Source organism: Pseudoalteromonas sp. SW0106-04 (assembly GCF_001293805.1).
Classification (GTDB): domain Bacteria; phylum Pseudomonadota; class Gammaproteobacteria; order Enterobacterales; family Alteromonadaceae; genus Pseudoalteromonas; species Pseudoalteromonas ruthenica.
The window spans coordinates 142,322-167,903 of record NZ_BCAI01000006.1; the positions used below are offsets into that span (position 1 = coordinate 142,322).

A 25,582-nucleotide genomic window follows, 5' to 3' on the forward strand; every position below is an offset into this window, starting at 1 on the left:
ACAAAAAAGCCAAGCGGTTGCTTGGCTTTTTCATCTCAGCGTCTCTTAGAAGCTGTAGTTGTACTGTGCACCAACCAGGTAAGCATGGCCTTCAGACTCAAAGCCCCATTGCTGCCCTAGGTTGTCACCTTCAACAAAGTTTTGGGTTTTACCGCGTAAAATACTGGCACCTAAATCAACGCTAGACGCTTCATCGATAAACCACTCTGCACCAAAAGAGAGCCAGAAGCGGTCGGTATCTGGGATAGAGATAGACAGATGCTTCTGCGCCACTGGCGATTCATCAAAGGCTAAACCAGCACGCAATTTAATATCGTTTGTTAGCTGGTAGTCACCACCGATTGACACACGGATTGAATCCGAGAAGTCTTCGTTTTTGCTAAATACCGGTCCCTCACTCACTGGCACATAGGCTTCAAGCTTGTCAAAGCTACTCCAGCCTGTCCAAAGCACACTGTAGTGTAGGCCATAATCTTGGTTTAACTGGTGTGAGCCTGAGAATTCAGCAATCGCTGGCAGGGTTAAATCAACCGTACCAGGTAAAGTTTGCCCATTAAGGCCGCCCAATGCTGCCGGAAGCTGATTGGTGTAGTCACCTTCAAATGTGAGGTCTGTTTCGCTGCGATAATGGAAGCCAAGACGGTTGTCACTATCTAGGTCATAGGCCAGGCCTACATTCCAGCCAAAGCCATAGTCGTCGCCCTCAAGGTGAACCGCTTCTAGGTTTGCTGGTGCACCTAGCGGGTTTGCGCCAAGGTTACGGACAATTTTTGCATCGGCGTATATGTGGTTAACACCCAGTGCCAAGGTCAGAGCTTCGTCCACTTTATAAGAAACCGATACATTAGAGTTAATGGTGACGATTTCAGTTTCACCAGCAAGCTGACCTGCGGCATAATCACTGGCAAACTCAGTAGCTAGACCAAAGTTAGAGAAGGCACCAAAGCCCACTGCCACCTTATCGTTTACCGGGAGTACAAAGTAACCGGCAGGGATCACCGCGCTAGGGGCGATGCTATCGTCGTTTAACACGTTAGGGTTTAGGCCATTGTTGGTGCTTTCGCCTTCAAGGCTCACGTCTGGCTCGACATAAATTGCCGCCACGCTCAACTGTGCCGTTTCAAATTGCGACATCAGTGCGGGGTTACGGGCAACCACAGATGCATCATCAGCAATGGCTGCTTCACCAGCGTAGGCGCGGCCTAAGCCTGACGCATTTTGCTCTGCCAGCTGAAAAGCGGCAGCGAAAGATTCTGTTGATAATAGCGCCAATGAAGCCGCTAAAATTGTCTTTTTGAATTGCATACTTCTTTCTCATTGTTGTCATTTTAACTGGCATACACTAGCGTATTTCATGCAAAAAAACTGTTAAATATAGTTAACATAGCGTAATTTAAGGGCGATATTTACATAATTTTACGATTTTAAAGACTGATTAGACCTCAAACACTCAAATGATATAAATTCTCATTATCATTGACTATTTATCTAATATCGCTACACTGCGGGTATAAAAAAGTGAACAGGAATGTCCTATGGTGCTCGTTATAATGCTTATTTTGGTTGCGCTGGTGTTTTGCGCTATCAGTGTATTTGCATTTTTACGTGCGAACTACTGCGCCTGCCACCATCAAGGCGAGTGCGACAACCCCGTAAGCCAATATTGGCTCGCTTCAATGCTGGCCTCGCTGGTAAGTTTGGGACTGTGTTGTATTGCCCTGCATACGACACAAGGCACCATGGTATGGTTTATACTAACGGGAAGTTGTTTTAGTGGCGCATTAATCGCCGCTAAGCGCCAAGGAAAAAAGCAGTGCGAGCATGCTAAGGCAGCAAGTGCTCCTTTAACAAACGAGACAAATTAAGGTCAAACTCTAAGGGAGAGGTGCTACCCAAGATTTTAATATCGTCTTTGCTGACACTCAAATCGACGTCTTTGGCGGTAATGTGGTGACGGTGCTGAGTGTTATAAAACACCCGTACCTTAGGTTTGATAGGATTAGCCTCGTTGCCCTGCACTACTAATGCCAAACGCTCATTGGTAAGTTTGACCAAGGTTCCCACTGGATGGATCCCGACACATTTTATAAAGCGCTGCACCAAGGCTTGGTCAAACATCGCCTTTTGCGCTAATAAGAAACGCAGTGCCGTTAGCGGCTCCTCACCTTTTTTATAGGGCTTATCTGCCACCATCGCCGCATACACATCCACCAGCGCTAAAATACGTGCTTCACGAGATAATTTATCGGCTTTGATACCACGCGGGTAGCCGCTGCCGTCTAAACGTTCATGATGGTTAACAACCATTTCTAACATCATGCTGGAGATGTGCTTTTGCCCCTTAAGCATGGTTAGACTCAGCGCCACGTGTTTACGTACCGCCTTGGTTTCAAGCTCAGTGAGTTTACCTGGCTTTGATAGAATTCCTTGCGGTACTTTGGCAAGACCAATGTCATGCAACAAGGCTGCTAACGCCATTTGCCGCACTTTATTAATTTCGAAACCTAAATATTTGGCAAAAATAGCGGTCAAAATGGCGCAATTCATCATATGACGCCAAGTGTAGCTATTTCTATCGCGCAGCAGTGTCAGCGCGGCCATAGCGTCTGGATTACGAAAAACTGAGTCAACAATATCATCAGCGATACCACTGAGTAGTGCCATATTGACTTGCATGCCTGAGGTCAGCTCGTTGTACATGGCACGCAGTTTACCCAAGCTTTGATCATAGCAAGTGCTAGCGATGAGGAACTCTTGCTCTAACGTCGCCTGACTGTGATCACGGTCACTAAGCTTCGGCTTTTCTGCTTGGCTTGCGATATCTTGTGACTCGCCAGTGTGCTCTTTCTTAGACTTGGGTTTTAAATGCGTGGGAATGGGGATATCGCTTTGTGCGAAATCGATGGTCAGCTCTTCCACTCCCTCACTCAGCAGGCGCTTAATGATGGAAGCATCTCTGACCATGCCCCGGGTTTTTATCTTTATTGACGCACCTTGGGCCTGCTTATTTACCCGGTCAACAAACATGCCGGGTTTTAGCTCGCTAATAGGTAAGGAGATCAACATAGAGGACTGTACGAAAGCTGAATAAACTCAGATAAAATTACCACTAAATGGTAAATAAAGTCCATAAAAGGTGGTTAAAACCACCCTTTAGTCTTGGAAGTAAGTGCCCCAGCCATCGTATTCCACGCCGTTATCAGCGGCAATGGCTACCAGCTTATCAACATCTTCCATAATAACGTCGGCATCGAGCTCAGACTCAACCACCACATCAAAGCCCCAGATAGTTCCCCCTTCTTCGAGTTCCAACTCAGCCGGTTCTTCCACATCAAAGCCAGCCTTAAAAGCAGCTAAAGCGGCGTTTTCTAGGGCATTAAAATCTTCACACACAAAGTGGTGTTCTACCTCATATAAAATTTCCAGATTAGAGCCATCTTCAAGTAAAGATTCGACAATTTCTTCGCTAATTTCGCGCCAGTTTTCCATTATGTTCTCTCATTCAATTGCGCCAGTGTCTGAGCCATCAAGGCATGGAAATGATCCGCATATTCGCGCGGGCTCATCGAGGCATCCAATAATTGTGGCGCCAGCATTTTGATGTAAATAGTACCATTATCCCAGCGATTTAGCTTGATGGTTTTGTGGGTATCGCTCATTACTACCGGCACCACAGGGACCTTGGCATTGAGTGCGGTGTGGAACGCGCCGGTTTTAAATGGCAACAAGCCACGACCATAACTACGGGTGCCCTCTGGAAACATCCACAGTGATAACCCGCCTTTTTTGAGTTTTTCGGTGGTTTTAGCAATGGTGGCCATCGCCCGTGAACGATTTGCACGATCGATAAGAATATTGCCCGACAACCAATAAATTTGCCCAAAAAATGGGATCCATTTTAGGCTTTTTTTACCCAAACTTACGGTATTACGCTGCAGCGCACCGGGGAGTAAAAATAAATCATAGTTATTCTGATGGTTGGCAACATAGACCGCAGGCGAACCAGTCACAATGGCTGGATCTTTCTCAATAACAACTTTCACTCCCAGCAACTTAGGCATCTTTGCATACCAGCTACCAATCACCCGCACGTTGTCACCGTGAAACGGGCGTACCAAACACAAAATAAACCCCGCGATAAAGCTTAAGGGGACAAACACAGCCATGGCTAACAAACGCAATAAAGCCAGCACGATAAACTCCACATAACCTGAATTGTCGGCATTATACATAGGCGAATTATTTTAAGCGAACACTTGTACGCTGTTATTATTTTCTCACTAAGTGCGCTATACGTGTTGGAAAAAAGCGATGCCACGCATCGGTTTTTATCGTTTCCAATTTCGCTGTCATTAAGGCCTTATAGACTACACTTGTTTAATCTTAGTTCATCTCCACAGCTCTATAGTAAGTGAATGAATTTATTACCGTTAGATTCCTTAAGGAGGACGATATGGGTAAGTGTCCAGTGATGCATGGCAGCCAAACCACACAAGCAAAACCTAATACTGATTGGTGGCCCAACGCACTCAACCTCGATATTTTGCATCAGCACGATAGCAAAACAAGCCCCTACGGCGAGCATTTTAATTACGCTGAGGAGTTCAAAAAGCTCGACTTAGAGGCGGTGAAAAACGATCTTAAAACACTAATGACTGACAGCCAGGCATGGTGGCCTGCCGACTGGGGCCATTATGGTGGGTTGATGATTCGTATGGCTTGGCACTCCGCAGGTTCATATCGCCTTGCTGATGGTCGCGGCGGGGGTGGTACTGGTAACCAACGCTTTGCTCCGCTTAATTCATGGCCCGATAATGCCAATTTGGATAAAGCACGGCGATTACTGTGGCCTATCAAGAAAAAGTACGGTAACAAGCTCTCATGGGCCGATTTAATGATCCTTGCCGGCAACATGGCCTATGAGTCTATGGGATTGAAAACCTTTGGTTTCGCCGGTGGCCGCGAGGATATTTGGCACCCAGAAAAAGACGTTTACTGGGGTGCGGAAAAAGAGTGGCTAGCACCGAGCGATGAGCGCTACGACAATGTTGAGAAGCCGCAAAGTATGGAAAACCCTCTCGCCGCCGTGCAAATGGGGCTTATCTACGTCAACCCTGAAGGAGTTAATGGCGAACCAGACCCGCTCAAAACCGCTGCGCAAGTCAGAGAGACATTTGCTCGCATGGCCATGGATGACGAAGAAACCGCAGCCTTGACCGTCGGTGGTCATACCGTCGGCAAAACCCACGGTAATGGCGATGCCGAGATACTTGGCCCCGAGCCTGAAGCCGCCGATGTTTTCGAACAGGGGCTGGGTTGGAATAACCACCACCAGCGCGGGATCGGTCGCGATACGGTGACCTCAGGATTAGAAGGAGCATGGACCACCTACCCAACAAAATGGGACAACGGGTACTGCCACCTACTGCTTAACTACGAATGGCAGCTCAAGAAAAGCCCTGCGGGCGCTTGGCAGTGGGAGCCTATTGATATGAAAGAGGAAGATAAGCCCGTTGATGTCGAAGACCCATCCATTCGCTGCAACCCGATCATGACCGACGCCGATATGGCGATGAAGCTTGACCCCAGCTATCGCAAAATCATCGAGCGCTTTCACAACGACTTTGATTACTTTAGCGATGTCTTCGCCCGCGCTTGGTTTAAACTAACCCATCGTGATTTAGGCCCTAAATCTCGTTACCTCGGCGCCGATGTACCAAGTGAAGATTTAATTTGGCAAGACCCTATCCCGAGTGTCGATTACGTACTTAGTAGTTCCGAGCAGGCTGAACTTAAACAGCAAATACTGGCATGCCCAGTGAGTGCCGCCGACCTTATCTGCACCGCATGGGACAGTGCTCGCACCTTTCGTAGCTCAGACTATCGTGGCGGCGCCAATGGCGCGCGCATCCGTCTGGCACCACAAAAGGATTGGCTTGGCAACGAACCTGAACGCTTAAACCGAGTACTTGATGCCTTGACGCAATTGCAAAGCACTTTAGACAAACCCATTAGCCTGGCCGACCTTATTGTTCTCGGTGGCACTGCAGCCATTGAACAAGCGGCAAAAGCCGGGGGCATAGATATCAATGTGCCCTTTAGCGCAGGGCGCGGCGATGCGACCGATGAGATGACCGATGGCGAGTCATTCGAGCCACTGGAACCCATTCATGATGGCTATCGCAACTGGTTAAAGCAAGACTACGCCGTTCCAGCGGAAGAATTGTTACTTGAACGCACGCAGTTGATGGGCTTAACGGCACCGGAGATGACCGTGTTATTAGGCGGAATGCGTATGTTAGGCACTAATCATGGTGGCTCCAAGCACGGTGTGTTTACCGACCGTGAAGGGGTGCTGAGCAATGACTTCTTCGTCAACCTCACCGACATGGCATACCAGTGGCAGCCTAAAGAGGATGGTCTTTATGACATTGTTGAGCGCAGCACAGGCAAAGTGAACTGGACCGCCACCCGCGTTGATCTGGTGTTTGGCTCAAACTCTATCTTGCGCAGTTATGCTGAGTTTTACGCTCAAGACGATAACAAAGAACGCTTTGTCCACGATTTTATCAAAGCCTGGGTTAAAGTAATGGACGCCGATCGCTTCGACCTGTAAGTGACAAAGGCAGTTAAAGTAAAAAGAGGGCCAAGGCCCTCTTTTTTAATCTTCGCTAAGCGTTTCCTCGTCGGGCGCTTCACTGGCTTTGGCGCTCAGCTCTATATCACAGCCATCCACACGCTGTAGGCCGCGCGGTAGCTTATTGCCTCGGCGTCCGCGCTCACCATAATAGTGTTCGAGGTCTGCGGGCTTAAGCGTTAGTTTGCGCTTGCCTGCATGCAAGGTCACGCTAGCACCCACGGGAACCACGGTGAGTAACTTCACATACTCTTCGCGCGCCTGTACCTTGGCACTGGGTATGGAGATAATCTTATTCCCTTTACCTTTGGCGAGCTTAGGCAAGTCTCGTAACGGGAACAGTAACATGCGACCTTCACTGGAAATAGCCATGCAGTAGTCTTTACTGACATCGTTTACAGCAATAGGCTGGAGCAACAACCCGCCTTTGGGCAAACTTACCAGTGCCTTACCATTTTTGTTCTTACTGACCAAATCGGCAAATTCAGCAACGAAGCCGTAACCGGCATCACTGGCCATCAGTAACAGTTGCTCATTCTCTGCCATCACCGCGTGTTCAAGTGTGGCGCCCGTAGCGATATTAAAGCGCCCCGACATCGGCTCACCTTGGCTACGCGCTGAGGGCAGACTGTGTGCATCGGTGGCAAAGGCACGGCCACTGGAGTCGAGGAATACCGCCGGTTGATTACTCTTGCCTTTGGCGCTGGCTTTAAACTTATCGCCTGCGCGATAGTTTAAGCCCTCGGCATCCACTTCATGGCCTTTGGCCACCCGCGCCCAGCCTTTTTCTGAGAGCACCACGGTGACCGACTCTGAAGGGATCAAGTCTTTCTCGCTCAGAGCTTTGGCTTCTTCACGTTCAACTACAGGCGAGCGGCGAGCGTCACCGTATAGCTCGGCCGCTTCTTGAATTTCTTTTTTCATTAACGTCGACATACGGCGCTCTGAACCTAAGATCAGCTGCAGTTTGTCACGCTCTTGTTCCAACTCGTCTTGCTCGCCGCGAATTTTCATTTCTTCCAGCTTAGCAAGGTGGCGAAGTTTCAAATCGAGAATTGCTTCAGCTTGTTTTTCACTGAGGCCATAGCGCTCCATCAATACCGGCTTTGGCTCGTCTTCGCTGCGAATAATAGCAATGACTTCATCAATATTGAGGTAGGCAATCATCAAGCCTTCGAGAATATGCAGTCGTGCGAGCACTTTATCTAGGCGGTACTGCAACCGTCGACGTACCGTATCACGGCGGAAAGTAAGCCATTCGCTAAGAATACTGCGTAAATCTTTCACTTGGGGTCGGCCATCAAGGCCGATCATATTGAGGTTAACGCGGTAGTTCTTTTCCAAATCCGTGGTGGCAAATAAATGCGCCATCAGCGGCTCGACTTTTACCCGGTTAGAGCGTGGCACCACTACGATGCGGGTTGGGTTCTCATGATCCGACTCGTCGCGTAAATCGGCCACCATCGGCAGTTTCTTTGCCGTCATTTGGTTGGCGATTTGCTCTAACACCTTGGCGCCTGAACACTGATGTGGCAATGCAGTGATCACCACTTCGCCCTGCTCAATATGGTATTTAGCCCGCATTTTCAGTGAGCCACGGCCACTGGTGTAGAGCTTTTCAATGTCCGCCTTGGGAGTAATAATTTCCGCTTCGGTGGGGTAATCGGGTGCCTTAACCAGCTCCAGTAACTCCGCCAATTCGGTCTTAGGTTTGTCCAATAACAGACAACAGGCATTAGCCAATTCGCGCACATTGTGCGGTGGAATATCGGTTGCCATGCCCACAGCAATACCCGTTACGCCATTAAGTAAAATGTGCGGTAAGCGCGCAGGCAGTACCTCAGGCTCCTTCATGGTGCCATCGAAGTTGGGGATCCAATCAGCGGTGCCCTGGCCTAACTCTTTTAACAGTACCTCAGAGAATTTTGACAGTCTCGCTTCGGTATAACGCATCGCCGCAAAAGACTTAGGATCGTCGGCGGCGCCCCAGTTACCTTGACCATCAACTAACGGGTAACGATATGAAAAAGGCTGTGCCATCAGTACCATAGCCTCATAGCAAGCACTATCACCATGGGGGTGATACTTACCCAGCACATCACCCACAGTACGGGCGGACTTTTTATATTTCGCCGCTGCAGAGAGCCCCAACTCACTCATTGCGTAGACAATGCGCCGTTGCACGGGCTTGAGACCATCACCAATGTGAGGTAAGGCCCGGTCCATGATCACATACATGGAATAATTGAGGTAGGCGTCTTCGGTGAAGCGCCCCATGGTAAGTTGCTCTATGCCTTGTTGTGACAAGGTCGTTGTTTGTGTCATTGATACTTACCCAAACTTACTTCTTGTTGTAGTGCACGCGGTAAATCGCGTTAGCGTAATCATCGGAGACCAGCAAGCTGCCATCGGCCATTTGCACCATGGCAACGGGCCGGCCAAAGGTTTCTTCATTTTCCATAAAACCGGTAATAAATGGCTCGTAGCCAGTCACTTGGCCATCTTCTACCTTAGCCATCATCACTCGGTAGCCCGCTTTTTTACTGCGGTTCCACGAACCATGCTCAGCCACAAAAAGCTGTTTGTCATAGTCACTTGGAAATTGCTCACCTGTGTAAAAATGAATACCTAGTGGCGCCACGTGAGCACCTAAATTTAGCGCTGGCTGAGTGTAATCGGCAGCGTTTTTGCCTTTGCCGAACTCCGGATCCGGGATTGTACCACCGTGGAAGTATGGAAAGCCAAAATGTTGCCCGACTTCATCGATACGGTTAATTTCACACGGCGGAATATCATCACCCATCATGTCACGACCGTTATCGCTAAACCACAGTTTGCCACTGTCTGGATGGTAATCGAAACCAACCGAGTTACGCACCCCCTCTGCAAGGGTGGTAAGCTCTTTGCTCTCTAAGTTCAGGGAGAAAATACGGCCAAACTCGGGGTCTTCTGCGCAGACGTTACAAGGCACACCAACAGGCACAATAAGCTCACCGCTGGGAGCGAAGCGAATAAACTTCCAACCGTGGTGGCGTTTATCGGGAAACTTGTCATACACCACTTCTAGTTTGGCTTTATCAAGCTTGTTGTCGATATCATCAAAGCGAATAATGCGCTCTACCTCAGCAACGTAAAGTGCTCCGTCTTTATAGGCTATGCCCGAAGGCATGTTAAGACCTTCAGCAATCAGCACCTGTTTGTCGGCACGGCCGTCTTGGTCTTTATCAATTAAGGCGTAAACATTACCCGCTTTACGCGAACCGGCATAGACCACACCGTTTTCGGAAATGGCTAGTTGCCGCGCGTTATCAACATTTAGCGCGTACGGCTCGATGGTGAAGCCTGCGGGAACCGACAGTCTGTCGGTGATATCTGTTGCCATCGCACTGCTGGCGAAAGTTAACCCAAGTAATGCACTAACAAGTTTGTTATTCATAAATCACCTTATTTCGACCGCTGTTTTTTGCTTGATAGAGTAGTTTGTCCACGGCGCTGAGCAGCGCTTTGGCAGAGTCATAATCATTACTGCGCTGCAGTACCCCAAAACTCGCCGTTACTCGTAACTCATGATTATTGCTTTTTACTGTATCCGAGCACAAACTATTGCGCAAACGCTCTGCGATCTCAACAGCTTGCTCAAGGTCGGTGTCTGGCAACACCACCAAAAACTCTTCCCCCCCTGTGCGCCCGAGCATATCGCTCTGGCGTACCATGTAGCTAAAACGTTTGGTCACACAGATTAATACATCGTCGCCAACGCTATGCCCAAACTCATCGTTAATACGTTTAAAATGATCAATATCGCAAGCGATCACAGAAAAAGGCTGATTGTCTTGCCACAAGCTATCGACTTTATCCATGATATGGCGACGGTTTGCCACCGCCGTAAGACTATCGGTGACCGCAAGCGCGCGAAAACGCTGTCGCAAACGATATTGTCGCCAAGAAAAAGCAAGCACGGTGATAAGCACTAAACCACCGAGAAAAATGATTCCTTGCTGTAGTTGGTGCTGTCGCTCGGAAGCCTCAAGTTCTAGCTTCTGTAGTGACTGCTGCTGCGCCAAAATACGGTTATTAAGCTCTATTTGCTCGGTATCAAACTGCACTTTATGGCGCGCTTTGGCCACGGCTCCTACACTGTCGTAATGTTGTTCACTGGCCTTTATATACTGCTCTAACAAACCCACCGCTCTTGGGTAATCTTGCTGGCGCTTAGCCAACTGCGCTTTTAATTCAAGCAACTCCAAATTGCGATGGATACTGCCTTGCTCTGCTTGTGATTGCTGCTGTTGTTCAATGTTGCGCAATATATGCTGAGCCTCTTCAAGGCGGTTTTGTTGCAAGCGAATACGCGCTTGCAAAAATTGATGGGCACGCTCATTAGCTGCATCTTCAACCACCCAAACCCAGTGCTCACTTTTATCTAGTGCTTGGTCTGCTTGTTCGGTTTTCCCCATCTGCGCATAAGCAAGCGCCAACCCAAAGTAGGTAAAGTATTTACCTTGTGGGTCGTCGCGTTTAGCCCCAAGTGGCAACATTGCTTGAAAGTATTCCAACGCTGTTTGGGGGTCATTGAGTTCGATGTAAATAGAACCAATATTAAACAGCGACACCATTTGATCGAAGTACAAACCATGCTCGCTAAAATAATTAAGCGCTTTAGTTTGCATAGCCAATGCTTGGTCGTAATCGAACAAGTACTCATGGGTTTTCGCCATACTTGATTCAAGATACGCGATTTGCAGCTCTGAGCCGTGTTCAAGTAGCAACCGATAAGCCCGAGAGAAATAGCCTAATGCTTTTATCTCTTGGTCGTTGTAAACGTAAAAAGTGCCGATGGCGCTGTACACTTCAGCTTGAAGAAGAGGGGCCAGGTCTTGAACTTGCTGCTCGGCTTGGCTGTAGAGTTCAGTCGCTGCGTCTAGCTTGCCTTGGCGGTCAAATAGTTGCGCACGGGCAAGCAACAGGAGTACTTGTTGTGATGGCCTAAGTTCATCCGCTGTGGCGGTGAGCTTATCGGTTAAACGCTGTGCGTCGCTGTCGCGCCCTACAAGTAAGTAGTTGCTGACCAGCTCAAGTTCAAACGCTGCGCGTTGCAATGCACTGAGCCCGCTGTGGTTATCGAGTAGTTGTTCGGTAAAGTTAACAGCTTCTACAGGGTCTTGAACGCTGTATTCATCCAATTGCTTGAGCTGCTGATTCAGCCACCCGTCGGAGTACTGCTCTGGCTCGCTTGCCAGCGCCGAGCCGACAAACACAAGCAAGAGTATATGCTGGCAAAGCAGTAATACGCGTTTCATAGCTATCCTTAATTTAATATGGTCTCGTTTAAATAGACCACACCGCAAGTAAAGGGAAGGTGAACGGCTAACACTCGGCTGTAATGTTAGCCGTGATAGTGATTCTTTTTACACCTCAACTTGCGCTTTATCGCCGTGATTCTCAAGCCATTGGCGGCGATCGCCAGAGCGTTTTTTCGCCAGCAACATATCCATCACCTCAACGGTGTGTTCCATCTCTTCAAGGGTAAGCTGCACCAAACGTCGAGTGTTCGGATCCATGGTTGTTTCACGCAGCTGCAACGGGTTCATTTCCCCCAAGCCTTTAAAGCGTTGCACATTGACCTTGCCGCGTTTCTTTTCTGCTTCAATGCGATCCAAAATACCGGTTTTTTCTCCCTCATCTAGGGCATAGAAAACCTCTTTACCCACATCAATGCGATACAGAGGCGGCATGGCAACATAAACATGACCCTGGCGCACCAAGGTGGGGAAGTGTTTAACAAACAAAGCACATAACAAGGTGGCAATATGCAGTCCATCGGAGTCAGCATCGGCGAGAATACAAATTTTGCCGTAACGCAAGCCACTTAAATCGTCGCTGTCGGGGTCTATACCTAATGCAACGGAGATATCATGCACTTCTTGCGATGCTAAAATTTGTCCGGATTCCACTTCCCAAGTATTCAGAATTTTCCCTCGCAGCGGCATAATCGCCTGGAAGTCTCTATCCCGGGCTTGTTTGGCTGAGCCGCCCGCTGAGTCCCCTTCCACTAAAAATAATTCAGTGCGCTCACTTTCGTTACTGCTGCAATCGGTTAACTTACCGGGCAAAGCGGGGCCTTGCGTTACCTTTTTACGCACCACTTTTTTGGCAGCGCGCATACGTTTTTGAGCGTTACTAATACATAGCTCAGCAAGGAGCTCGGCAATGTCGGTGTGCTCATTTAGCCACAGGCTAAAGGAGTCTTTAACCACCCCAGAGACAAACGCTGAGCACGAGCGTGACGACAGCTTTTCTTTAGTTTGTCCGGCGAATTGTGGGTCTTGCATTTTTACCGATAATACATAGGAGCACTTTTCCCAGATATCTTCTGGCGTCAGCCGTACACCACGGGGCAACAAGTTGCGGAATTCGCAGAACTCTCGCATTGCCTCGAGCAAGCCTTGGCGCAAGCCATTAACATGGGTGCCTCCTTGTGCGGTGGGAATGAGGTTAACGTAGCTTTCGGTGATCGACTCACCGCCCTCTGGCAACCACAACAAGGCCCAATCCACTCCTTCCGTGGCACCACTAAACTCACCGGTAAATGGCTGTTTAGGCAGTGCTTCAAAGTCTTTGGTTGCGTCTTTAATGTAATCTTGCAGGCCCGCCTCGTAGTACCACTCCTGGGTTTCTTTGTTTTGCTTGTTGATAAAGCGGATACGCAAGCCAGGACACAGTACCGCCTTGGCTTTAAGAATATGGTTGAGTTTAGAAAGCGAAAAATTCGCAGAATCGAAATACTTTGGGTCGGGCCAAAAGCGAACTGACGTACCGGTATTACGCTTACCCACAGTCCCGGTGACTTCTAAGTCTTTCACCTTATCGCCATCGGCGAAGGCAATCTCATACACTTGCCCGTCGCGACGCACAGTCACTTCTACACGTGTTGACAGCGCATTGACCACTGAAATACCCACGCCGTGCAAACCACCAGAGAATTGATAGCTTTTGTTAGAGAACTTACCACCGGCGTGAAGCTTAGTTAAAATCAGTTCAACCCCTGGGATCCCCTCTTCAGGGTGAATATCCACCGGCATACCACGACCATCATCAATGACCTCTAACGAGTTATCCTCATGTAAAATGACATCTACCTTACTGGCATGTCCGGCTAGCGCCTCATCAACACTGTTATCGATCACTTCTTGACTGAGGTGGTTAGGGCGCGTGGTGTCGGTGTACATCCCCGGGCGGCGTTGCACCGGCTCGAGACCATTTAATACTTCAATTGCTTCGGCGTTGTAATTCTGCTGGCTCATATTTTTATTCGTTAACGGCCTTAGTGGTTAGAGAGATATTCAGAAATTGCATTATATGGGCAAAGTAGCGCTCAAACCCAATAAAACTGTGGTTGCCACCCGCTTCTACTTGTTGTTTACAACCTTGATAGTAAGCGACAGCCTGCTCATAGGGTAGCACTTCGTCACCTTCTTGTTGTAACAAAAACAGCAGCTCGGGGGAAGTTAATTGCTGTAAATAAAGCCCCTGCAAGGCCTGCATGTGAGTGTGATTCAGCTCATAGCTATAATTTTGATAGGGGTTGTACTGCACCCCGCGATACTCATCGAGCAGCTCAAAAGGGCGTACGGCAGGGTTTATCACCACGCTTGGTAAATGATAACGCTGCGATAAATACGTAGCATAAAAGCCACCAAGCGAACTGCCGATTAAGGCGGTGTCTTCATCCACCAACGCGCTCAAGTGGGCGATCGCCTGCTCTGGGTCATGGCTGAGACGTGGCACAATATATTGCCCCTGCCAAGTACGTAAGTGCTCACCAAGCTGCACTGCTTTGTGGGAGCGCTCAGAACTATTGAAGCCATGAATATAAATTAATTTGCGAGCCATTTGACCTCTGTGATGGGCGCTTTATTGGCCACGAGACGCACGCGACGATACCCTGGGCCGAGATTTTCTTGCTGCCAACTCGCTGCATTTTTTACAAATTGTACCGAGGTTGCAGGGGTGCCGAACACCTCAACACCTTGGTAATCATGGTGGTAATCATGGTGTGTATGGCCATGTAACACAGTTGCGCTGCGACTACGCGTCTCGATGCATTGCAATAACGCATCACCATTTTCAAGAATATGCTTATCTAAATAACCGTGAATAGGCAATGGATGGTGATGGGTAATAAACACCTGCTGAGAAGCGGCTGTGTCAATGGCATCACCAAGCTCAGTCAAATGGTTCTCTGCCACCCACCCTGCCGGTGTATCGCCTTTGCTATTAATCAGTAAAACCTGGCCACAAGCATGCTCAATGCGCTTTTCAGGACGAATTTGCCCCTCTGTCATCGCATTGAGTTGGCTAAGCTCGTCATGGTTTCCCGGTACCCAAAATACCGGGCACTGCAACGCGCTATTGGCCACCAGCTCAGCAAACAGTTGATAAGATTCAGGGCTGTGGTCTTGGGTAAGATCGCCACCGAAAACAACAAAATCAAATGCCTCAGCGGTCATGGCCGCTAGCGTTTGTTGCAAATGCTGCGCTGTGCGCACACCAAAGTACTGCTCTTGCGGCTGCGCAAATAAATGCGCATCGGTAAAATGCGCGAAGTTTAGCTCAGTGCTGGCAGGGCAAAAATAAGGGGGGTCAAACCAAGCCACTGTTACAATCCCAATCTAAAACCGCTTCACCATGTGACATACAAAAACTCAACCAGTCATGCAAAAACGCATTAACTTGGTATTTTTCGTCTTTATGATGCATTTTCGGGTTCGGGTAACCATAAGATGGTTTAATACGCGTATGGTAGTTTGGATGCACTACCTCTGCGACCTTGGCATCGTGATAAATACGGACATTCATTGGCGGTGTGAATAGGCCCTCCACCGCTCCTTGCACTTGAGTAATACAAATATCAGTGGTGTATTTGGCAGCCTGCTCAATCACAACCTCATATTGCTCATTAGCGATAGTGAGTAACTGCGATGCGCCCGTTGTGCCAGCACTGGGCAAAATCCGCATCACGTTGGCATAGTTGCGCTCACACAAAGTGAGGTATTTAGGCAGGGATTGAATGTACCCTGCTTTTCTTTGTACTGTCACTCAGCGCCCCATTGCTGTTGAATTCGCTGCTCATTGAGTGCTAACCATTGTAGACTAATCACTGTAGCGGCGTTATCAATTTCCCCGTTGTTTAGGCGCGCCATTGCCTCATCAACAGCCATCACATGTACTTTTATATCTTCACCTTCATCATCCAGCCCGTGCACCGTGCCGCCGATTCCTGATAAATCAGTTTGCGCTAAATACAAATACAACCGCTCTGTTGTCCCGCCGGGGCTCGAAAGGTATGACAGCATGAAGTCCAATTGCTGCAATTCCAAACCCGCTTCTTCTTGCGCTTCTTTACGCACTACCGCCGGGTAATCTTCACTGCCATCAGCCATGCCAGCAATACACTCTAATAGCCAGGGGTTGTCTTTGGTTGCCAAGGCGCCTATGCGAATTTGCTCAACGAGTAACACCGAACGCGTTGCTGGATCATAAGGCAACACGGCCACAGCATGACCGCGTTCAAATATTTCACGCTCAATGGTTGCACTGGTGCCACCGGCAAATAATGCGTGTTTGAAACGGTACTTATCGATTTTGAAAAAACCTTTAAACACTTCTTCGGTGCTCTCAATGGTCACATCACCTTTATCGAACTGATTGATTTTATTCATTTTATACTCACCACCCCACTTGGCCAAAAAGTTTATAAGTCAACGGTCGCGTTTACCCTTCCGCGAAAATTATATTCTGTTACACTTAAGCGCAGTCAATTTACGTTTTTGCTTTTCGCAAATAGCGAGAAACACGATAACATGCTCCTAATTCGCTGAATATTCTAAGGACTGTACTGATAATGAAAAAGACACTACTGACCACGCTGATTGCATTGAGCTGCAGCTTTAGCACTTACAGTCATGCTGAAGACCTAATGCAGGTGTACGAAATTGCACTTGAGAACGATCCCGTTGTATTAAAAGCTAAAGCCAATGCCCAGGCACAAGAGCATAACACAGACCGCGCACTGAGCGCGCTGTTGCCCCAACTTGGCTTCAGCATGGGCTATCGCAAATCCGAAAGCGATGGCTTCCAAACGGTGGGCGACCTTAATAACTTGGTTCAGGTGGAGTCAGAAAATGACACCTTTTCCCGCGAAATTAGCCTTAGCCAATCTATTTTCGACCTCAGCGCATGGCGCTCACTAGATATTGCCGAAAAACAAGCACTACAGCAAAAGACCGTTTATGATCAAGCGCAACAAGCTTTAATTATTCGTGTTGCTCAAGGCTACTTTGAGGTACTTGCTGCCATTGACACCCTCGAATTTGTGCAAGCAGAAAAGCGTGCCATTGAGCGTCAACTCGAGCAAACCAAGCAGCGTTTTGCCGTCGGCCTCACCGCCTTTACCGACGTACATGAAGCGCAAGCACAATTTGATAACTCAGTGGCCCGTGAAATCGTCGCTAAGAATGACGTTGAAACAGCACGTGAAAAGCTTCGCGAAATTACCGGTAAGTACCATGCCAAGCTTGAGCAGCTTGATACCGAGACCTTCTCTACTGTTAAGCCGACTAAAGCCAACACCGATTTTGTTGCCTTAGCAAAAGAGAATAACCTTGAATTACAAGTAGCTAAAGCATCGGTTGATATTGCCAAGCAGCAAATCGACTTAGCCCAGAGTGGCCACTACCCTACTTTGCAGCTCAATGCCTCCTACGGCGATTCATTAACCGATACCGAGCTTAACTCTATGGGCTCCACTATCGTGCGTGATGGCACACCTCGTGAAGACCAAACAGCTATCGGCGTAAGCTTTAACCTGCCTATTTACTCAGGTGGTGCAACCCTAGCTTCGACGAAACAAGCTCGAGCATTGTACGTGGCCGCCAGTGAAGATCTCGAAGCGACCCTACGTGCCGTGACGCGCTCAACCATTACCTCTTACAATCAAGTGGTTGCCGATATCGCTACCTATAAAGCACTGGAGCAAGCCGTGGTTTCTGCGGAAAGTGCTTTACAGGCCACCGAAGCCGGGTTTGAAGTGGGCACACGGACCATAGTGGATGTCCTCATCAGTACGCAAAACCTGTATAACGCCAAGCGTAACCTTGCCGATGTGCGTTATCGTTACGTGGTCTCTACCCTAGCCCTTAAACAAGCGGCTGGCACATTGACAGCAGACGACTTAAAAGCCATCAACCAAGGCTTAAAAGCACAAAGCTAAGCTCAAGCAAAGTTCAACAAAGCAAAGCCAGTGCCCAGCACTGGCTTTGTTGTATGAATAACGTATACTGTTGGCCATCTACAACGGTGAACAATAACTACAGTGGTCAACAAAGCAACTTTCCAACTTGCCTTCTTAACCCCCAAGTACTGGCCAAGCTGGCTGTCCATCTTCTTACTTTATACCCTTAGCTGGTTACCACAGTCGTGGCAACTTGCGCTTGGTCGTGCCCTCGGTCGTTTAGTACATCGCTTGGTAAAAAAGCGCCGAAAAATTGCTGAAGTCAATATTGCCTTATGCTACCCAGAGTTAACAGAAGCCGAGCGCGCCGAGTTGGTGCTTAAGAATATGGAAAACACCGGCATGGCCATTTTTGAAAGTGCCATGGCATGGTGGTGGCCCGCATGGCGAGTAAAACGAGTGATGGGGTCCATCACCGGATTAGAGCATGTAGATCAAGCCAATAAAGACGGTAAAGGTGTGCTGTTATTGGTGCCTCATATTCTGCATTTAGAAATGGCCTCTCGCGTAATGGGATTAGAGCGCCAAGGCGTGGCTTTTTATCGCCCCCATAACAATGCCTTAATGGATTACTTTACCGCCAAGGGACGTTTGCGTTCGAACGAGTATTTGGTTGGAAAGCGTGATGTTAAGTCTTTACTTAAAGCGCTAAAAGATAAAAAGTTTTGCTACTACCTGCCGGACCAAGATTATGGCCGCAATCGCAGTGTTTTTGCGCCTTTTTTTGCCGTCAAAGAGGCAGCAACCACCACAGGTACACTATTATTTGCAAATAGTCGCCATTGCCGAACACTGAGCATTATGACTCGCCGAGACGCACAGGGGAAATACCACCTCGCGGTGCAACCTCCGCTAGAGAACTTCCCCAGTGGCGATGATGTGCATGATGTCACGCAAGTAAACCAGCGTATGGAGCAAGCCATAAATAATGCACCTGAGCAATATATGTGGCTACACCGGCGCTTTAAGACGCGCCCTGACGAGCATGCACCGTCTTATTATCGCTAGTCAATAACAACAATGACCAACTATGCTTAACAATAACAACATCATCAGGAGTAGCTATGTGGTTTTGGATTAAACATTTATCACTGGCTTTTATTCTTATTTTAGCCGCCGCCTATTTTTTACTCGGCGATGGCCCTGTATTTCAAGTAAGGGAAGACAGCAACCCAGCCGCCAAAGGGTTGTCACAATTTTACGCTAACATCAAAAATACCGTGCGCAATGCCACTGAACGTGAAAAGTATGTTATCGAGCTGGGCGAGCCTAAAGACGACATCACGCGCATGCTGGAGCAACGTGTCGGTGTGGTGCAACCCACCGATATTCGCTGGCAAGGGCAAGTTAAAAGTCGTCGCTTTGCCGCTGGGGCTACACTGCGCAAGGTGATGTCTGACTTCGCCAAAGAAGAAGGTATCGCCTTTTACTGGTACTTAAATAAAGACTACGTAGTGAAGCACCCTTTTCGCGTAGACGACACTTTTGTATCAACGCTCTACCAAGTGGGCAAAGCGATTGACAGTGATTTTGAATACGAGGTACAGACCTTCTATTGCCACCGCGAGCGCGCGGCCGTGATCACCGAGCGCCCCTCACCTTATATTCGCGAAAACTGTAAAAAGATGTCTCGCGCTTAATGCCCCTCATTTGGGAGCAGCAAAAAGTTGCTCCCAGATTTGGCTGACCGAGGCGATTTCATCTTGCAGCTCTATTTTGGCAACCATTTTCTCTTGATTGCGTAAACTCAGTACATGATATAAGCCCCGATAGTGGCAATAAGCGTGTATAAGCTGCTGCGTCTGACGTTCGCTGATACAGCCACAGTGCGCCGCCGTTTCCAAAATGCGGATATTATCTGAATACTCGAGTAATGCTGGATGGTGGTGCGCATGGGCCAAAACCAAAAATTGAGTGATGAATTCAATATCGGTCATCCCACCAACACCCTGCTTCAAATCAAGCATAAACTCGTTTTCCCGGTTTAAATGCCGCCGCATTTTTTCCCGCATGGCGGTCACGTCGTCGCGAAGCGATGCTATCTGCCGCGCTTGCGCTAATATCTCTATACGGATTTCACTAAATCGCTGGCGTAGCGCGCTGATTCCATACACCATGCGGGCACGCACCAAGGCTTGATGCTCCCAAGTCCAAGCTTGAGTTTGCTGGTAGTGAAGAAAGCTCTCAATATTGATGGCTAACAAGCCAGATGACCCTTCAGGGCGCAAGCGGGTATCGAGTTCATATAAAATGCCGGAGCTGGTGCGCGTGTTAAACAGGTGCATCAAGCGCTGCGCTAGTTTTAAATAAAACTGCCGTGCGGAAATCGACTTATCACCGTCGGTGCTGCTGTCGCCATCGTGGTTGTGAACAAAAACTAAATCGAGGTCAGAGTCATAACCTAACTCCAATCCGCCCGCCTTACCGTAGGCTATTACGGCAAAGCCCTTATGTTGCTCATCGGTGCCGGGGACTTTGCCAAAGCGCGCCACCATTTGCTGCCAGGCAAGGTTAACTGCTTGCTCTATAATCGCCTCCGCTAACGCGCTGAGGTGGTCGCTGACTTTCATTACTGGCAACGCACCGGTCGCATCCGCCGCAGCGATACGTAATTGCTGGGTTTGCTTAAACTGCCTGAGCGCCTCCATCTGCATTTCTAAGTCATGCTCATCAATGCGTAAAAAATATTGGCGGATCTCGTTACTATAGGCATCCAAAGGGAAAGGGTTGTAAAGCTCCGCAGGGTCAATAAGCTCATCCAACAGAATCGGATAATGAGCAATATGTTCGCCAATCCAACGACTGTGCGCACATAAGCGTACTAATTGCTGGAGAGCCCCTGGGTTTTCAAGTAGTAACTCTAAATAGGCGGTGCGCGACATAATTTTATCGAGCACATTGGTGACCAAGGCCACGACTTCACCACATGCGTGAGCATGCTGCAGCTGTTGCAACACATGGGGCATTAATTTATCCAGTGTGTCTCTGCCACGTTTACCTATAGGCTGTTTGCTTACGCGCTCATGAAAGTGATTCAGGGGTCCCTGCCAGCTCATACGCTGCTGGGCATTGGCAATCACATCACTGAGGGCCTCGGTATCGTTATGCTCCCACGCCAGGGTATAGCTGTCATCCAAGTCATCACCCTGCTCTGGCTCAAAGCCAATGACTTGTTCAAACTCATCGCGTATGCGCCCCATCGCCGCCTCAATAACTGCACGACTGTGTTCTTCGTTAGCTTGATTGAGCAATGTATTTAATCGCAGCCAATCACGTTGTGACTGCGGTAATTGCTGGGTCTGCTCATCATTAAAGGCTTGCAGGTATTGTTCTACCTGGCGCAGCAACGCATAGTCTTGCCATAGTTGCTGCTGTTGCTCGTCAGTAAAAACCCCGAGCTCTGTCAGTGCTGCCAACGCTTTAGCTAAGCTTTGAGTTTGTAGTTGCGGCTCTCGACCTCCTCGGATCAGCTGCAGTGCCTGAACAATAAATTCCACTTCTCGAATACCACCAGCGCCCAACTTGATATTGTCTTGTAAGCCTTTACGGCGCACCTCTTGGGCAATCAGTGATTTCATTTTGCGCAATGATTCAATCACTGAGAAATCAATATATCGGCGATAAACGAACGGTCTTAGCATCTCGTTAAACTCATGCACATAATTACATGGCGCGTGAATGAGTCGGCCTTTGAGCATAGCGTAGCGCTCCCACTCTCGGCCTTGCTCTTGATAGTACGCCTCCATAGCCGAAAAGCTCATGACTAAAGGACCACTGTCACCAAAGGGACGCAGACGCATATCGACGCGAAAAACTCGCCCATCTACGGTATGTTGGTCTAAGGCAGCAATCACTTTTTGCGCCACCTTAGTGTAAAACACCTGCGCTTCAATACTGCGCCGCCCACCTTGGGTGGGGGTGTTAAGGGGGTAAGTGAAGATAAGGTCGATATCGGACGAGTAATTAAGCTCCTTTCCGCCCAACTTGCCCATACCTAAAATCATCATGGCGATCGGGTGGCCATGTTCGTCCACAGGCGCGCCATTAACTTTGGCTACCTGAGCGAAGGCCCATCGATTGGCTGCGTCTATCAGCGTATCACTTAAAGCAGACACATAAGCCATGGAGTCAGCGATGTCGTTGCCGTATACCAAATCGAGATAAGCAACCTTTAGCCAATACTGCTGGCGGTAACGACGCAACATGGTCAATGCCTGAGTTTCTGACACATCGCTTAACTGCTGCGGCAAAGGATCCGGCACCGCACGACACTGCTGTTGCTCGGGGTCAACAAGCCACGCTCCCCACTGTTTATGGGTACTGAGTACATCGTAGGCAAAGTCGCTAAGCGCTAGCAGTTGCAACAAATCGTTATCTATTTCTGTGTCGCCATATATCTGCTCATAGCGATCTTTACCAAGTTGCTGTAATTGCGAATTAAAACCAGAAGGTGCAGGCATAGATACCGCTCTCTTTTAAGTTAGGGCCAACCGTACTAGAATGAAAACAAAGTTCCTTTTCGGCTGCCAGTATGACGTATTTTTCTTTGTCAAACGAGTCCTTATATACCTTTGCTATTAGCTTCGTAGCTATTGCTGCGGTGCTGTTTGCACTGCGTATTTACACCCAAGTCAGAGCGCGGCAGGCCTTAAAAGAAGAGCTCGCCCAGCGTGATAACTTTGCGCTGGGAATTAGCTATGCCAGTTACCTGCTCTCGTTAGTGCTGATTATCGGCTACCTAGTGGATGACTTTTCACTGACGGTGATGCGCGAAGAGCCGTGGAAAGTACCCCTTTTGCTAATACTGATGCTACTTTTTACAAAAGTTGGTCAAGCTATTCATCGAAAATGGATTCTCAGTCGTTTTAATGAAGAGAAGGCTATTTTAAAGCAGAACGTGTGCGCCGCCTTAGTCGACTCGGGAATGTTATTAGGAAATAGCATTGTGGTTATAGGTTTGGTCAGTTGGTCTCAAACTAACAGCATGTATTCTTTGCTTGTGGTGTTTGTAAACTTCTTATTTTTGCAGGGCTTATTTGCCCTAGATAGCAAAGTGCGCGAAGCTCGCTTTGCTAAGGTAAACCAAGGCGCATCGCTGCAAAGTAACTTTAACTTGGAAAATACCTCAATCGGTATTCGTTACGCAGGCAAATCTGTAGGCATGGCTCTGGCCCTTTACGCAGGTCTAGCCAGCGCCAATTACTACAGCGGCAAGATGGTAGAAAATGTCTTTACATTGGCTGTGCACTGCGGTCTGATGTGGTTATTGGTCAATGCCATGGCTCGCGCCGTGTTGTTGATCGTACTTTATCGTGTCGACACCGGGGTCGAGGTTGATCACCAAGACAATGTTGGCATTGCTGCAGTGGTGTTTTCTGTATACTGTGCCATGGGCTATTTGCTGATTCAGTTTTTCGCCTAGTGGCAACGGAGAGAATGAATGGATAAGGACCTTAGCAACTATTTACTCATCGACAGCGATCCGCTGTTGAGCCGAGCCTTTTGCGCTAATCCCGATGCGCACGGAGTGATAGTTGCTGGAGCGAACACCCGTCATATGGTTAAGCTTATGTTTGACCAGCAGGTAAAGGATTATTGTTATTGTGACTTTGATAACGAAATCAGTGTAGCTGAATTATCAAGTTACGCCTCGCGACACCATAGCGTTGCTGGCGTGCTGGTATTTGCCTGCGCCTATGAAAGTGCCAGCAATTCCTTTAAATGGGTCATTGATTCGTTACATGAAAACCGGTTATTAATTAATAAGCAAGGCGCTGACTACCACCTTACACCGCTGACTACGCCCTATCACCAGAATCACCTCAGTTGTAATCAGGATCCTGATATACTTGCGCATTTAGGCGACTAGTTTAGACTGTCGCAAAATCCTGATGATGGACAGCGTAATGAGAATTCCGCATATTTTCGAGCCGACCATAGGCGCTTTAGGTACAGAATTTAATTTAAGTGATGATGCAGCTGGGCACGTAGGCCGTGTGTTGCGCATGCAAGTTGGCGATCAACTGCGACTGTTTAACGGCCACGGCGGTGAATATCACTGTGAAATCGTTGATAGCAGCAAAAAATACGTGACCGTTCGCTGTATAGAGTTTATCGATAGTGAATGTGAATCCCCCCTTGCTATCCATCTTGGGCAAGTGATCTCCCGTGGCGATAAGATGGACTTTACCATTCAAAAGTCGGTGGAGCTCGGGGTGAGCGAAATTACTCCGCTATTTAGCGAGCGCTGTGGGGTTAAGCTCAATGGCGAGCGCTTAGCAAAGAAGCATCAACAATGGCAGAAAATCGCCATCGCCGCAGCCGAGCAATGTGGTCGTAATCGTATTACCACCATTCACCCGCCAATCGCTCTTGAGCAATGGCTAACCCAGCCGAGCGACGCCACTAAGCTTACGTTACATCCTCGCGCCCAGCACAGCATTAAAACGATGCCACCGCCAAGTGCAGGCGTGCGCTTTTTAGTTGGCCCTGAAGGCGGCTTTAGCGATGCAGAGATCCACAGCAGTCATGAGCATGGCTTTATGGATATTCGCATAGGTCCACGCGTCTTGCGCACAGAAACGGCGGCTTTAACGGTCTTAAGTGCGTTACAGATGCAGTTTGGCGATTTAGCGAATTGAATTTACTGCGCGCCAACCCCATAAAATAATTAGATTGATTAAACGAGTAGAGCAATGGCAATTAAACTGGGCATTATCAGCGACCCAATTTCTGGGTTTAATATTAAAAAAGACACCGGCTTTGCAATGATGCTGGAAGCCGAAAAGCGCGGCTATGAATTGTATTATATGGAAATGGACGATCTGTTTCTGCGCCAAGGTGAAGCTTTTGCTCACGCTGCTCGCGCCCATGTGTTTGATAATGCCGAGAAGTGGTATGACTTAGCGCCGCAACAGGATATTGCCTTGGGCGATCTCGATATTATTTTAATGCGCAAAGACCCACCTTTTGATACCGAATACATCTACGCCACCTATATCTTAGAGCGCGCAGAACTGGCCGGCGCCTTAGTCGTTAATAAACCGCAAAGCTTGCGTGATGCCAACGAAAAGCTTTATACCGCCTGGTTTAGCGAATTTACGCCAGACACCTTAGTGACCCGCTCGGCGAAGCAGATCCGCGCCTTTTTGGCTGAACATGGTGACATCATTATGAAGCCACTCGATGGCATGGGCGGCGCCTCTATCTTTCGAGTCAAAGAAGACGACGCCAATATCGGTGTGATCATCGAGACCCTGACTGAGCATGGCAAGCGTTATGCTATGATCCAAAACTATATTCCCGCCATTAAAGACGGCGACAAACGAGTACTAGTCGTTGATGGCGAAGTGGTTCCCTACTGCTTAGCGCGTATTCCTCAAAAAGGCGAAACGCGAGGCAATCTTGCCGCTGGTGGTCGCGGTGAGGTGCGCCCTCTGACCGATGATGAGCGCCGTATCGCTGAGACACTGGCGCCAACGCTAAAGGCCAAGGGACTATTATTTGTGGGTCTGGATATTATTGGTGACAAACTCACTGAAGTGAACGTTACCGCGCCAACATGCGTTAAAGAAATAGAGGCTGAGAGCAACTTTTCTGTCACCGCATTGTTTTTTGACGCGCTTGAGCGCAATTTAACAACCTCTTAATCG

The 25,582-nt window shown here is 48.5% G+C and carries 22 protein-coding genes; 9 read left to right on the top strand and 13 right to left on the bottom strand.

From position 1 onward, the window contains the following. Positions 1-45: 45 nt before the first annotated feature. Positions 46-1,305 carry an outer membrane protein transport protein gene (locus W04_RS08990; RefSeq protein ID WP_045979556.1) on the bottom strand — a complete coding sequence of 420 codons (1,260 nt, stop codon included), beginning with the start codon at positions 1,303-1,305 and terminating at the stop codon, positions 46-48. A gap of 230 nt (positions 1,306-1,535) precedes the next feature. On the opposite strand from W04_RS08990, the gene W04_RS08995 reads away from it, so the two are divergent. Beyond that, a complete protein-coding gene (locus tag W04_RS08995; protein ID WP_053910594.1) occupies positions 1,536-1,865 on the top strand; it encodes a hypothetical protein in 330 nt (109 codons plus the stop codon). Here W04_RS08995 and W04_RS09000 read toward each other — a convergent pair. The 3 genes from W04_RS09000 to W04_RS09010 form a co-directional block, all read right to left on the bottom strand. Further along, positions 1,825-3,066, bottom strand: coding sequence for an HD-GYP domain-containing protein (locus W04_RS09000; RefSeq protein WP_022946293.1), 1,242 nt, complete (start codon positions 3,064-3,066; stop codon positions 1,825-1,827). The genes W04_RS08995 and W04_RS09000 overlap by 41 nt on opposite strands. A gap of 87 nt (positions 3,067-3,153) precedes the next feature. Beyond that, positions 3,154-3,489, bottom strand: coding sequence for a ribonuclease E inhibitor RraB (rraB, locus tag W04_RS09005; protein ID WP_053910595.1), 336 nt, complete (start codon positions 3,487-3,489; stop codon positions 3,154-3,156). Continuing rightward, entirely contained in the window at positions 3,489-4,193 is a 705-nt protein-coding gene (locus W04_RS09010) for a 1-acylglycerol-3-phosphate O-acyltransferase (RefSeq protein ID WP_045979703.1), read from the bottom strand. Before W04_RS09010 ends, rraB begins: the two co-directional genes overlap by 1 nt. Positions 4,194-4,453: 260 nt before the next feature. Here W04_RS09010 and katG point away from each other — a divergent pair, with 260 nt between their 5' ends. Further along, positions 4,454-6,616 (top strand): catalase/peroxidase HPI, encoded by a 2,163-nt coding sequence (gene katG, locus W04_RS09015; protein ID WP_053910596.1) that lies wholly within the window; start codon positions 4,454-4,456, stop codon positions 6,614-6,616. Positions 6,617-6,661: 45 nt separating this feature from the next. Here katG and parC read toward each other — a convergent pair whose 3' ends face one another. From parC to W04_RS09055, 8 genes are all read right to left on the bottom strand, one after another. Further along, entirely contained in the window at positions 6,662-8,962 is a 2,301-nt protein-coding gene (gene parC, locus W04_RS09020; protein ID WP_053910597.1) for a DNA topoisomerase IV subunit A, read from the bottom strand. Between the two features lie 16 nt (positions 8,963-8,978). Then, positions 8,979-10,073 carry a sorbosone dehydrogenase family protein gene (locus W04_RS09025; RefSeq protein WP_022946298.1) on the bottom strand — a complete coding sequence of 365 codons (1,095 nt, stop codon included), beginning with the start codon at positions 10,071-10,073 and terminating at the stop codon, positions 8,979-8,981. Beyond that, positions 10,066-11,937: a GGDEF domain-containing protein gene (locus W04_RS09030; RefSeq protein WP_053910598.1), complete on the bottom strand. Its 1,872-nt coding sequence runs from the start codon at positions 11,935-11,937 to the stop codon at positions 10,066-10,068. The genes W04_RS09025 and W04_RS09030 overlap by 8 nt, the downstream gene beginning before the upstream one ends. Before the next feature lie 108 nt (positions 11,938-12,045). Then, positions 12,046-13,941, bottom strand: coding sequence for a DNA topoisomerase IV subunit B (parE, locus tag W04_RS09035; protein ID WP_053910599.1), 1,896 nt, complete (start codon positions 13,939-13,941; stop codon positions 12,046-12,048). Positions 13,942-13,945: 4 nt separating this feature from the next. Next, on the bottom strand, positions 13,946-14,530 hold the full coding sequence (locus W04_RS09040) for a YqiA/YcfP family alpha/beta fold hydrolase (RefSeq protein ID WP_045979562.1): 585 nt from the start codon (positions 14,528-14,530) through the stop codon (positions 13,946-13,948). After that, complete coding sequence (locus tag W04_RS09045; RefSeq protein WP_053910600.1) at positions 14,515-15,294, bottom strand: metallophosphoesterase; 780 nt, start codon at positions 15,292-15,294, stop codon at positions 14,515-14,517. The genes W04_RS09040 and W04_RS09045 overlap by 16 nt, the downstream gene beginning before the upstream one ends. Continuing rightward, complete coding sequence (locus W04_RS09050; protein WP_045979564.1) at positions 15,281-15,736, bottom strand: DUF1249 domain-containing protein; 456 nt, start codon at positions 15,734-15,736, stop codon at positions 15,281-15,283. Before W04_RS09050 ends, W04_RS09045 begins: the two co-directional genes overlap by 14 nt. Further along, a complete protein-coding gene (locus W04_RS09055; RefSeq protein ID WP_022946304.1) occupies positions 15,733-16,359 on the bottom strand; it encodes an NUDIX domain-containing protein in 627 nt (208 codons plus the stop codon). Before W04_RS09055 ends, W04_RS09050 begins: the two co-directional genes overlap by 4 nt. A gap of 182 nt (positions 16,360-16,541) precedes the next feature. Between W04_RS09055 and tolC the strand changes: the two genes are divergently transcribed. From tolC to W04_RS09070, 3 genes are all read left to right on the top strand, one after another. After that, on the top strand, positions 16,542-17,909 hold the full coding sequence (gene tolC, locus W04_RS09060; protein WP_053910601.1) for an outer membrane channel protein TolC: 1,368 nt from the start codon (positions 16,542-16,544) through the stop codon (positions 17,907-17,909). 102 nt (positions 17,910-18,011) lie between these two features. Next, positions 18,012-18,938, top strand: coding sequence for an LpxL/LpxP family Kdo(2)-lipid IV(A) lauroyl/palmitoleoyl acyltransferase (gene lpxL / locus W04_RS09065; RefSeq protein WP_053910602.1), 927 nt, complete (start codon positions 18,012-18,014; stop codon positions 18,936-18,938). 56 nt (positions 18,939-18,994) lie between these two features. After that, positions 18,995-19,570 carry a TcpQ domain-containing protein gene (locus W04_RS09070; RefSeq protein WP_022946307.1) on the top strand — a complete coding sequence of 192 codons (576 nt, stop codon included), beginning with the start codon at positions 18,995-18,997 and terminating at the stop codon, positions 19,568-19,570. A gap of 6 nt (positions 19,571-19,576) precedes the next feature. Here the strand turns inward: W04_RS09070 and glnE are convergent, their stop codons facing one another. After that, on the bottom strand, positions 19,577-22,390 hold the full coding sequence (gene glnE, locus W04_RS09075; protein WP_053910603.1) for a bifunctional [glutamate--ammonia ligase]-adenylyl-L-tyrosine phosphorylase/[glutamate--ammonia-ligase] adenylyltransferase: 2,814 nt from the start codon (positions 22,388-22,390) through the stop codon (positions 19,577-19,579). A gap of 71 nt (positions 22,391-22,461) precedes the next feature. Here glnE and W04_RS09080 point away from each other — a divergent pair, with 71 nt between their 5' ends. Genes W04_RS09080 through gshB form a run of 4 tightly spaced genes read left to right on the top strand, consistent with a single transcriptional unit; the run spans position 22,462 to position 25,579 of the window. Further along, a complete protein-coding gene (locus W04_RS09080; protein ID WP_022946309.1) occupies positions 22,462-23,352 on the top strand; it encodes a hypothetical protein in 891 nt (296 codons plus the stop codon). Positions 23,353-23,370: 18 nt separating this feature from the next. Continuing rightward, positions 23,371-23,799, top strand: coding sequence for a hypothetical protein (locus W04_RS09085; protein WP_053910604.1), 429 nt, complete (start codon positions 23,371-23,373; stop codon positions 23,797-23,799). Positions 23,800-23,836: 37 nt separating this feature from the next. Beyond that, positions 23,837-24,571, top strand: a complete 735-nt coding sequence (rsmE, locus tag W04_RS09090; RefSeq protein WP_053910641.1) for a 16S rRNA (uracil(1498)-N(3))-methyltransferase — start codon at positions 23,837-23,839, stop codon at positions 24,569-24,571. Positions 24,572-24,625: 54 nt separating this feature from the next. Beyond that, positions 24,626-25,579: a glutathione synthase gene (gene gshB, locus W04_RS09095; RefSeq protein ID WP_045979570.1), complete on the top strand. Its 954-nt coding sequence runs from the start codon at positions 24,626-24,628 to the stop codon at positions 25,577-25,579. The last annotated feature ends 3 nt before the right edge of the window (positions 25,580-25,582 follow it).

Bases quoted from the DNA above. Each gene is read 5' to 3' on its own strand.
- W04_RS08990 (WP_045979556.1), bottom strand. From the start codon at position 1,305: ATGCAATTCAAAAAGACAATTTTAGCGGCTTCATTGGCGCTATTATCA.
- W04_RS08995 (WP_053910594.1), top strand. From the start codon at position 1,536: ATGGTGCTCGTTATAATGCTTATTTTGGTTGCGCTGGTGTTTTGCGCT.
- W04_RS09000 (WP_022946293.1), bottom strand. From the start codon at position 3,066: ATGTTGATCTCCTTACCTATTAGCGAGCTAAAACCCGGCATGTTTGTT.
- rraB (WP_053910595.1), bottom strand. From the start codon at position 3,489: ATGGAAAACTGGCGCGAAATTAGCGAAGAAATTGTCGAATCTTTACTT.
- katG (WP_053910596.1), top strand. From the start codon at position 4,454: ATGGGTAAGTGTCCAGTGATGCATGGCAGCCAAACCACACAAGCAAAA.
- parC (WP_053910597.1), bottom strand. From the start codon at position 8,962: ATGACACAAACAACGACCTTGTCACAACAAGGCATAGAGCAACTTACC.
- W04_RS09025 (WP_022946298.1), bottom strand. From the start codon at position 10,073: ATGAATAACAAACTTGTTAGTGCATTACTTGGGTTAACTTTCGCCAGC.
- W04_RS09030 (WP_053910598.1), bottom strand. From the start codon at position 11,937: ATGAAACGCGTATTACTGCTTTGCCAGCATATACTCTTGCTTGTGTTT.
- parE (WP_053910599.1), bottom strand. From the start codon at position 13,941: ATGAGCCAGCAGAATTACAACGCCGAAGCAATTGAAGTATTAAATGGT.
- W04_RS09040 (WP_045979562.1), bottom strand. From the start codon at position 14,530: ATGGCTCGCAAATTAATTTATATTCATGGCTTCAATAGTTCTGAGCGC.
- W04_RS09055 (WP_022946304.1), bottom strand. From the start codon at position 16,359: ATGAATAAAATCAATCAGTTCGATAAAGGTGATGTGACCATTGAGAGC.
- tolC (WP_053910601.1), top strand. From the start codon at position 16,542: ATGAAAAAGACACTACTGACCACGCTGATTGCATTGAGCTGCAGCTTT.
- W04_RS09070 (WP_022946307.1), top strand. From the start codon at position 18,995: ATGTGGTTTTGGATTAAACATTTATCACTGGCTTTTATTCTTATTTTA.
- glnE (WP_053910603.1), bottom strand. From the start codon at position 22,390: ATGCCTGCACCTTCTGGTTTTAATTCGCAATTACAGCAACTTGGTAAA.
- W04_RS09080 (WP_022946309.1), top strand. From the start codon at position 22,462: ATGACGTATTTTTCTTTGTCAAACGAGTCCTTATATACCTTTGCTATT.
- W04_RS09085 (WP_053910604.1), top strand. From the start codon at position 23,371: ATGGATAAGGACCTTAGCAACTATTTACTCATCGACAGCGATCCGCTG.
- rsmE (WP_053910641.1), top strand. From the start codon at position 23,837: ATGAGAATTCCGCATATTTTCGAGCCGACCATAGGCGCTTTAGGTACA.
- gshB (WP_045979570.1), top strand. From the start codon at position 24,626: ATGGCAATTAAACTGGGCATTATCAGCGACCCAATTTCTGGGTTTAAT.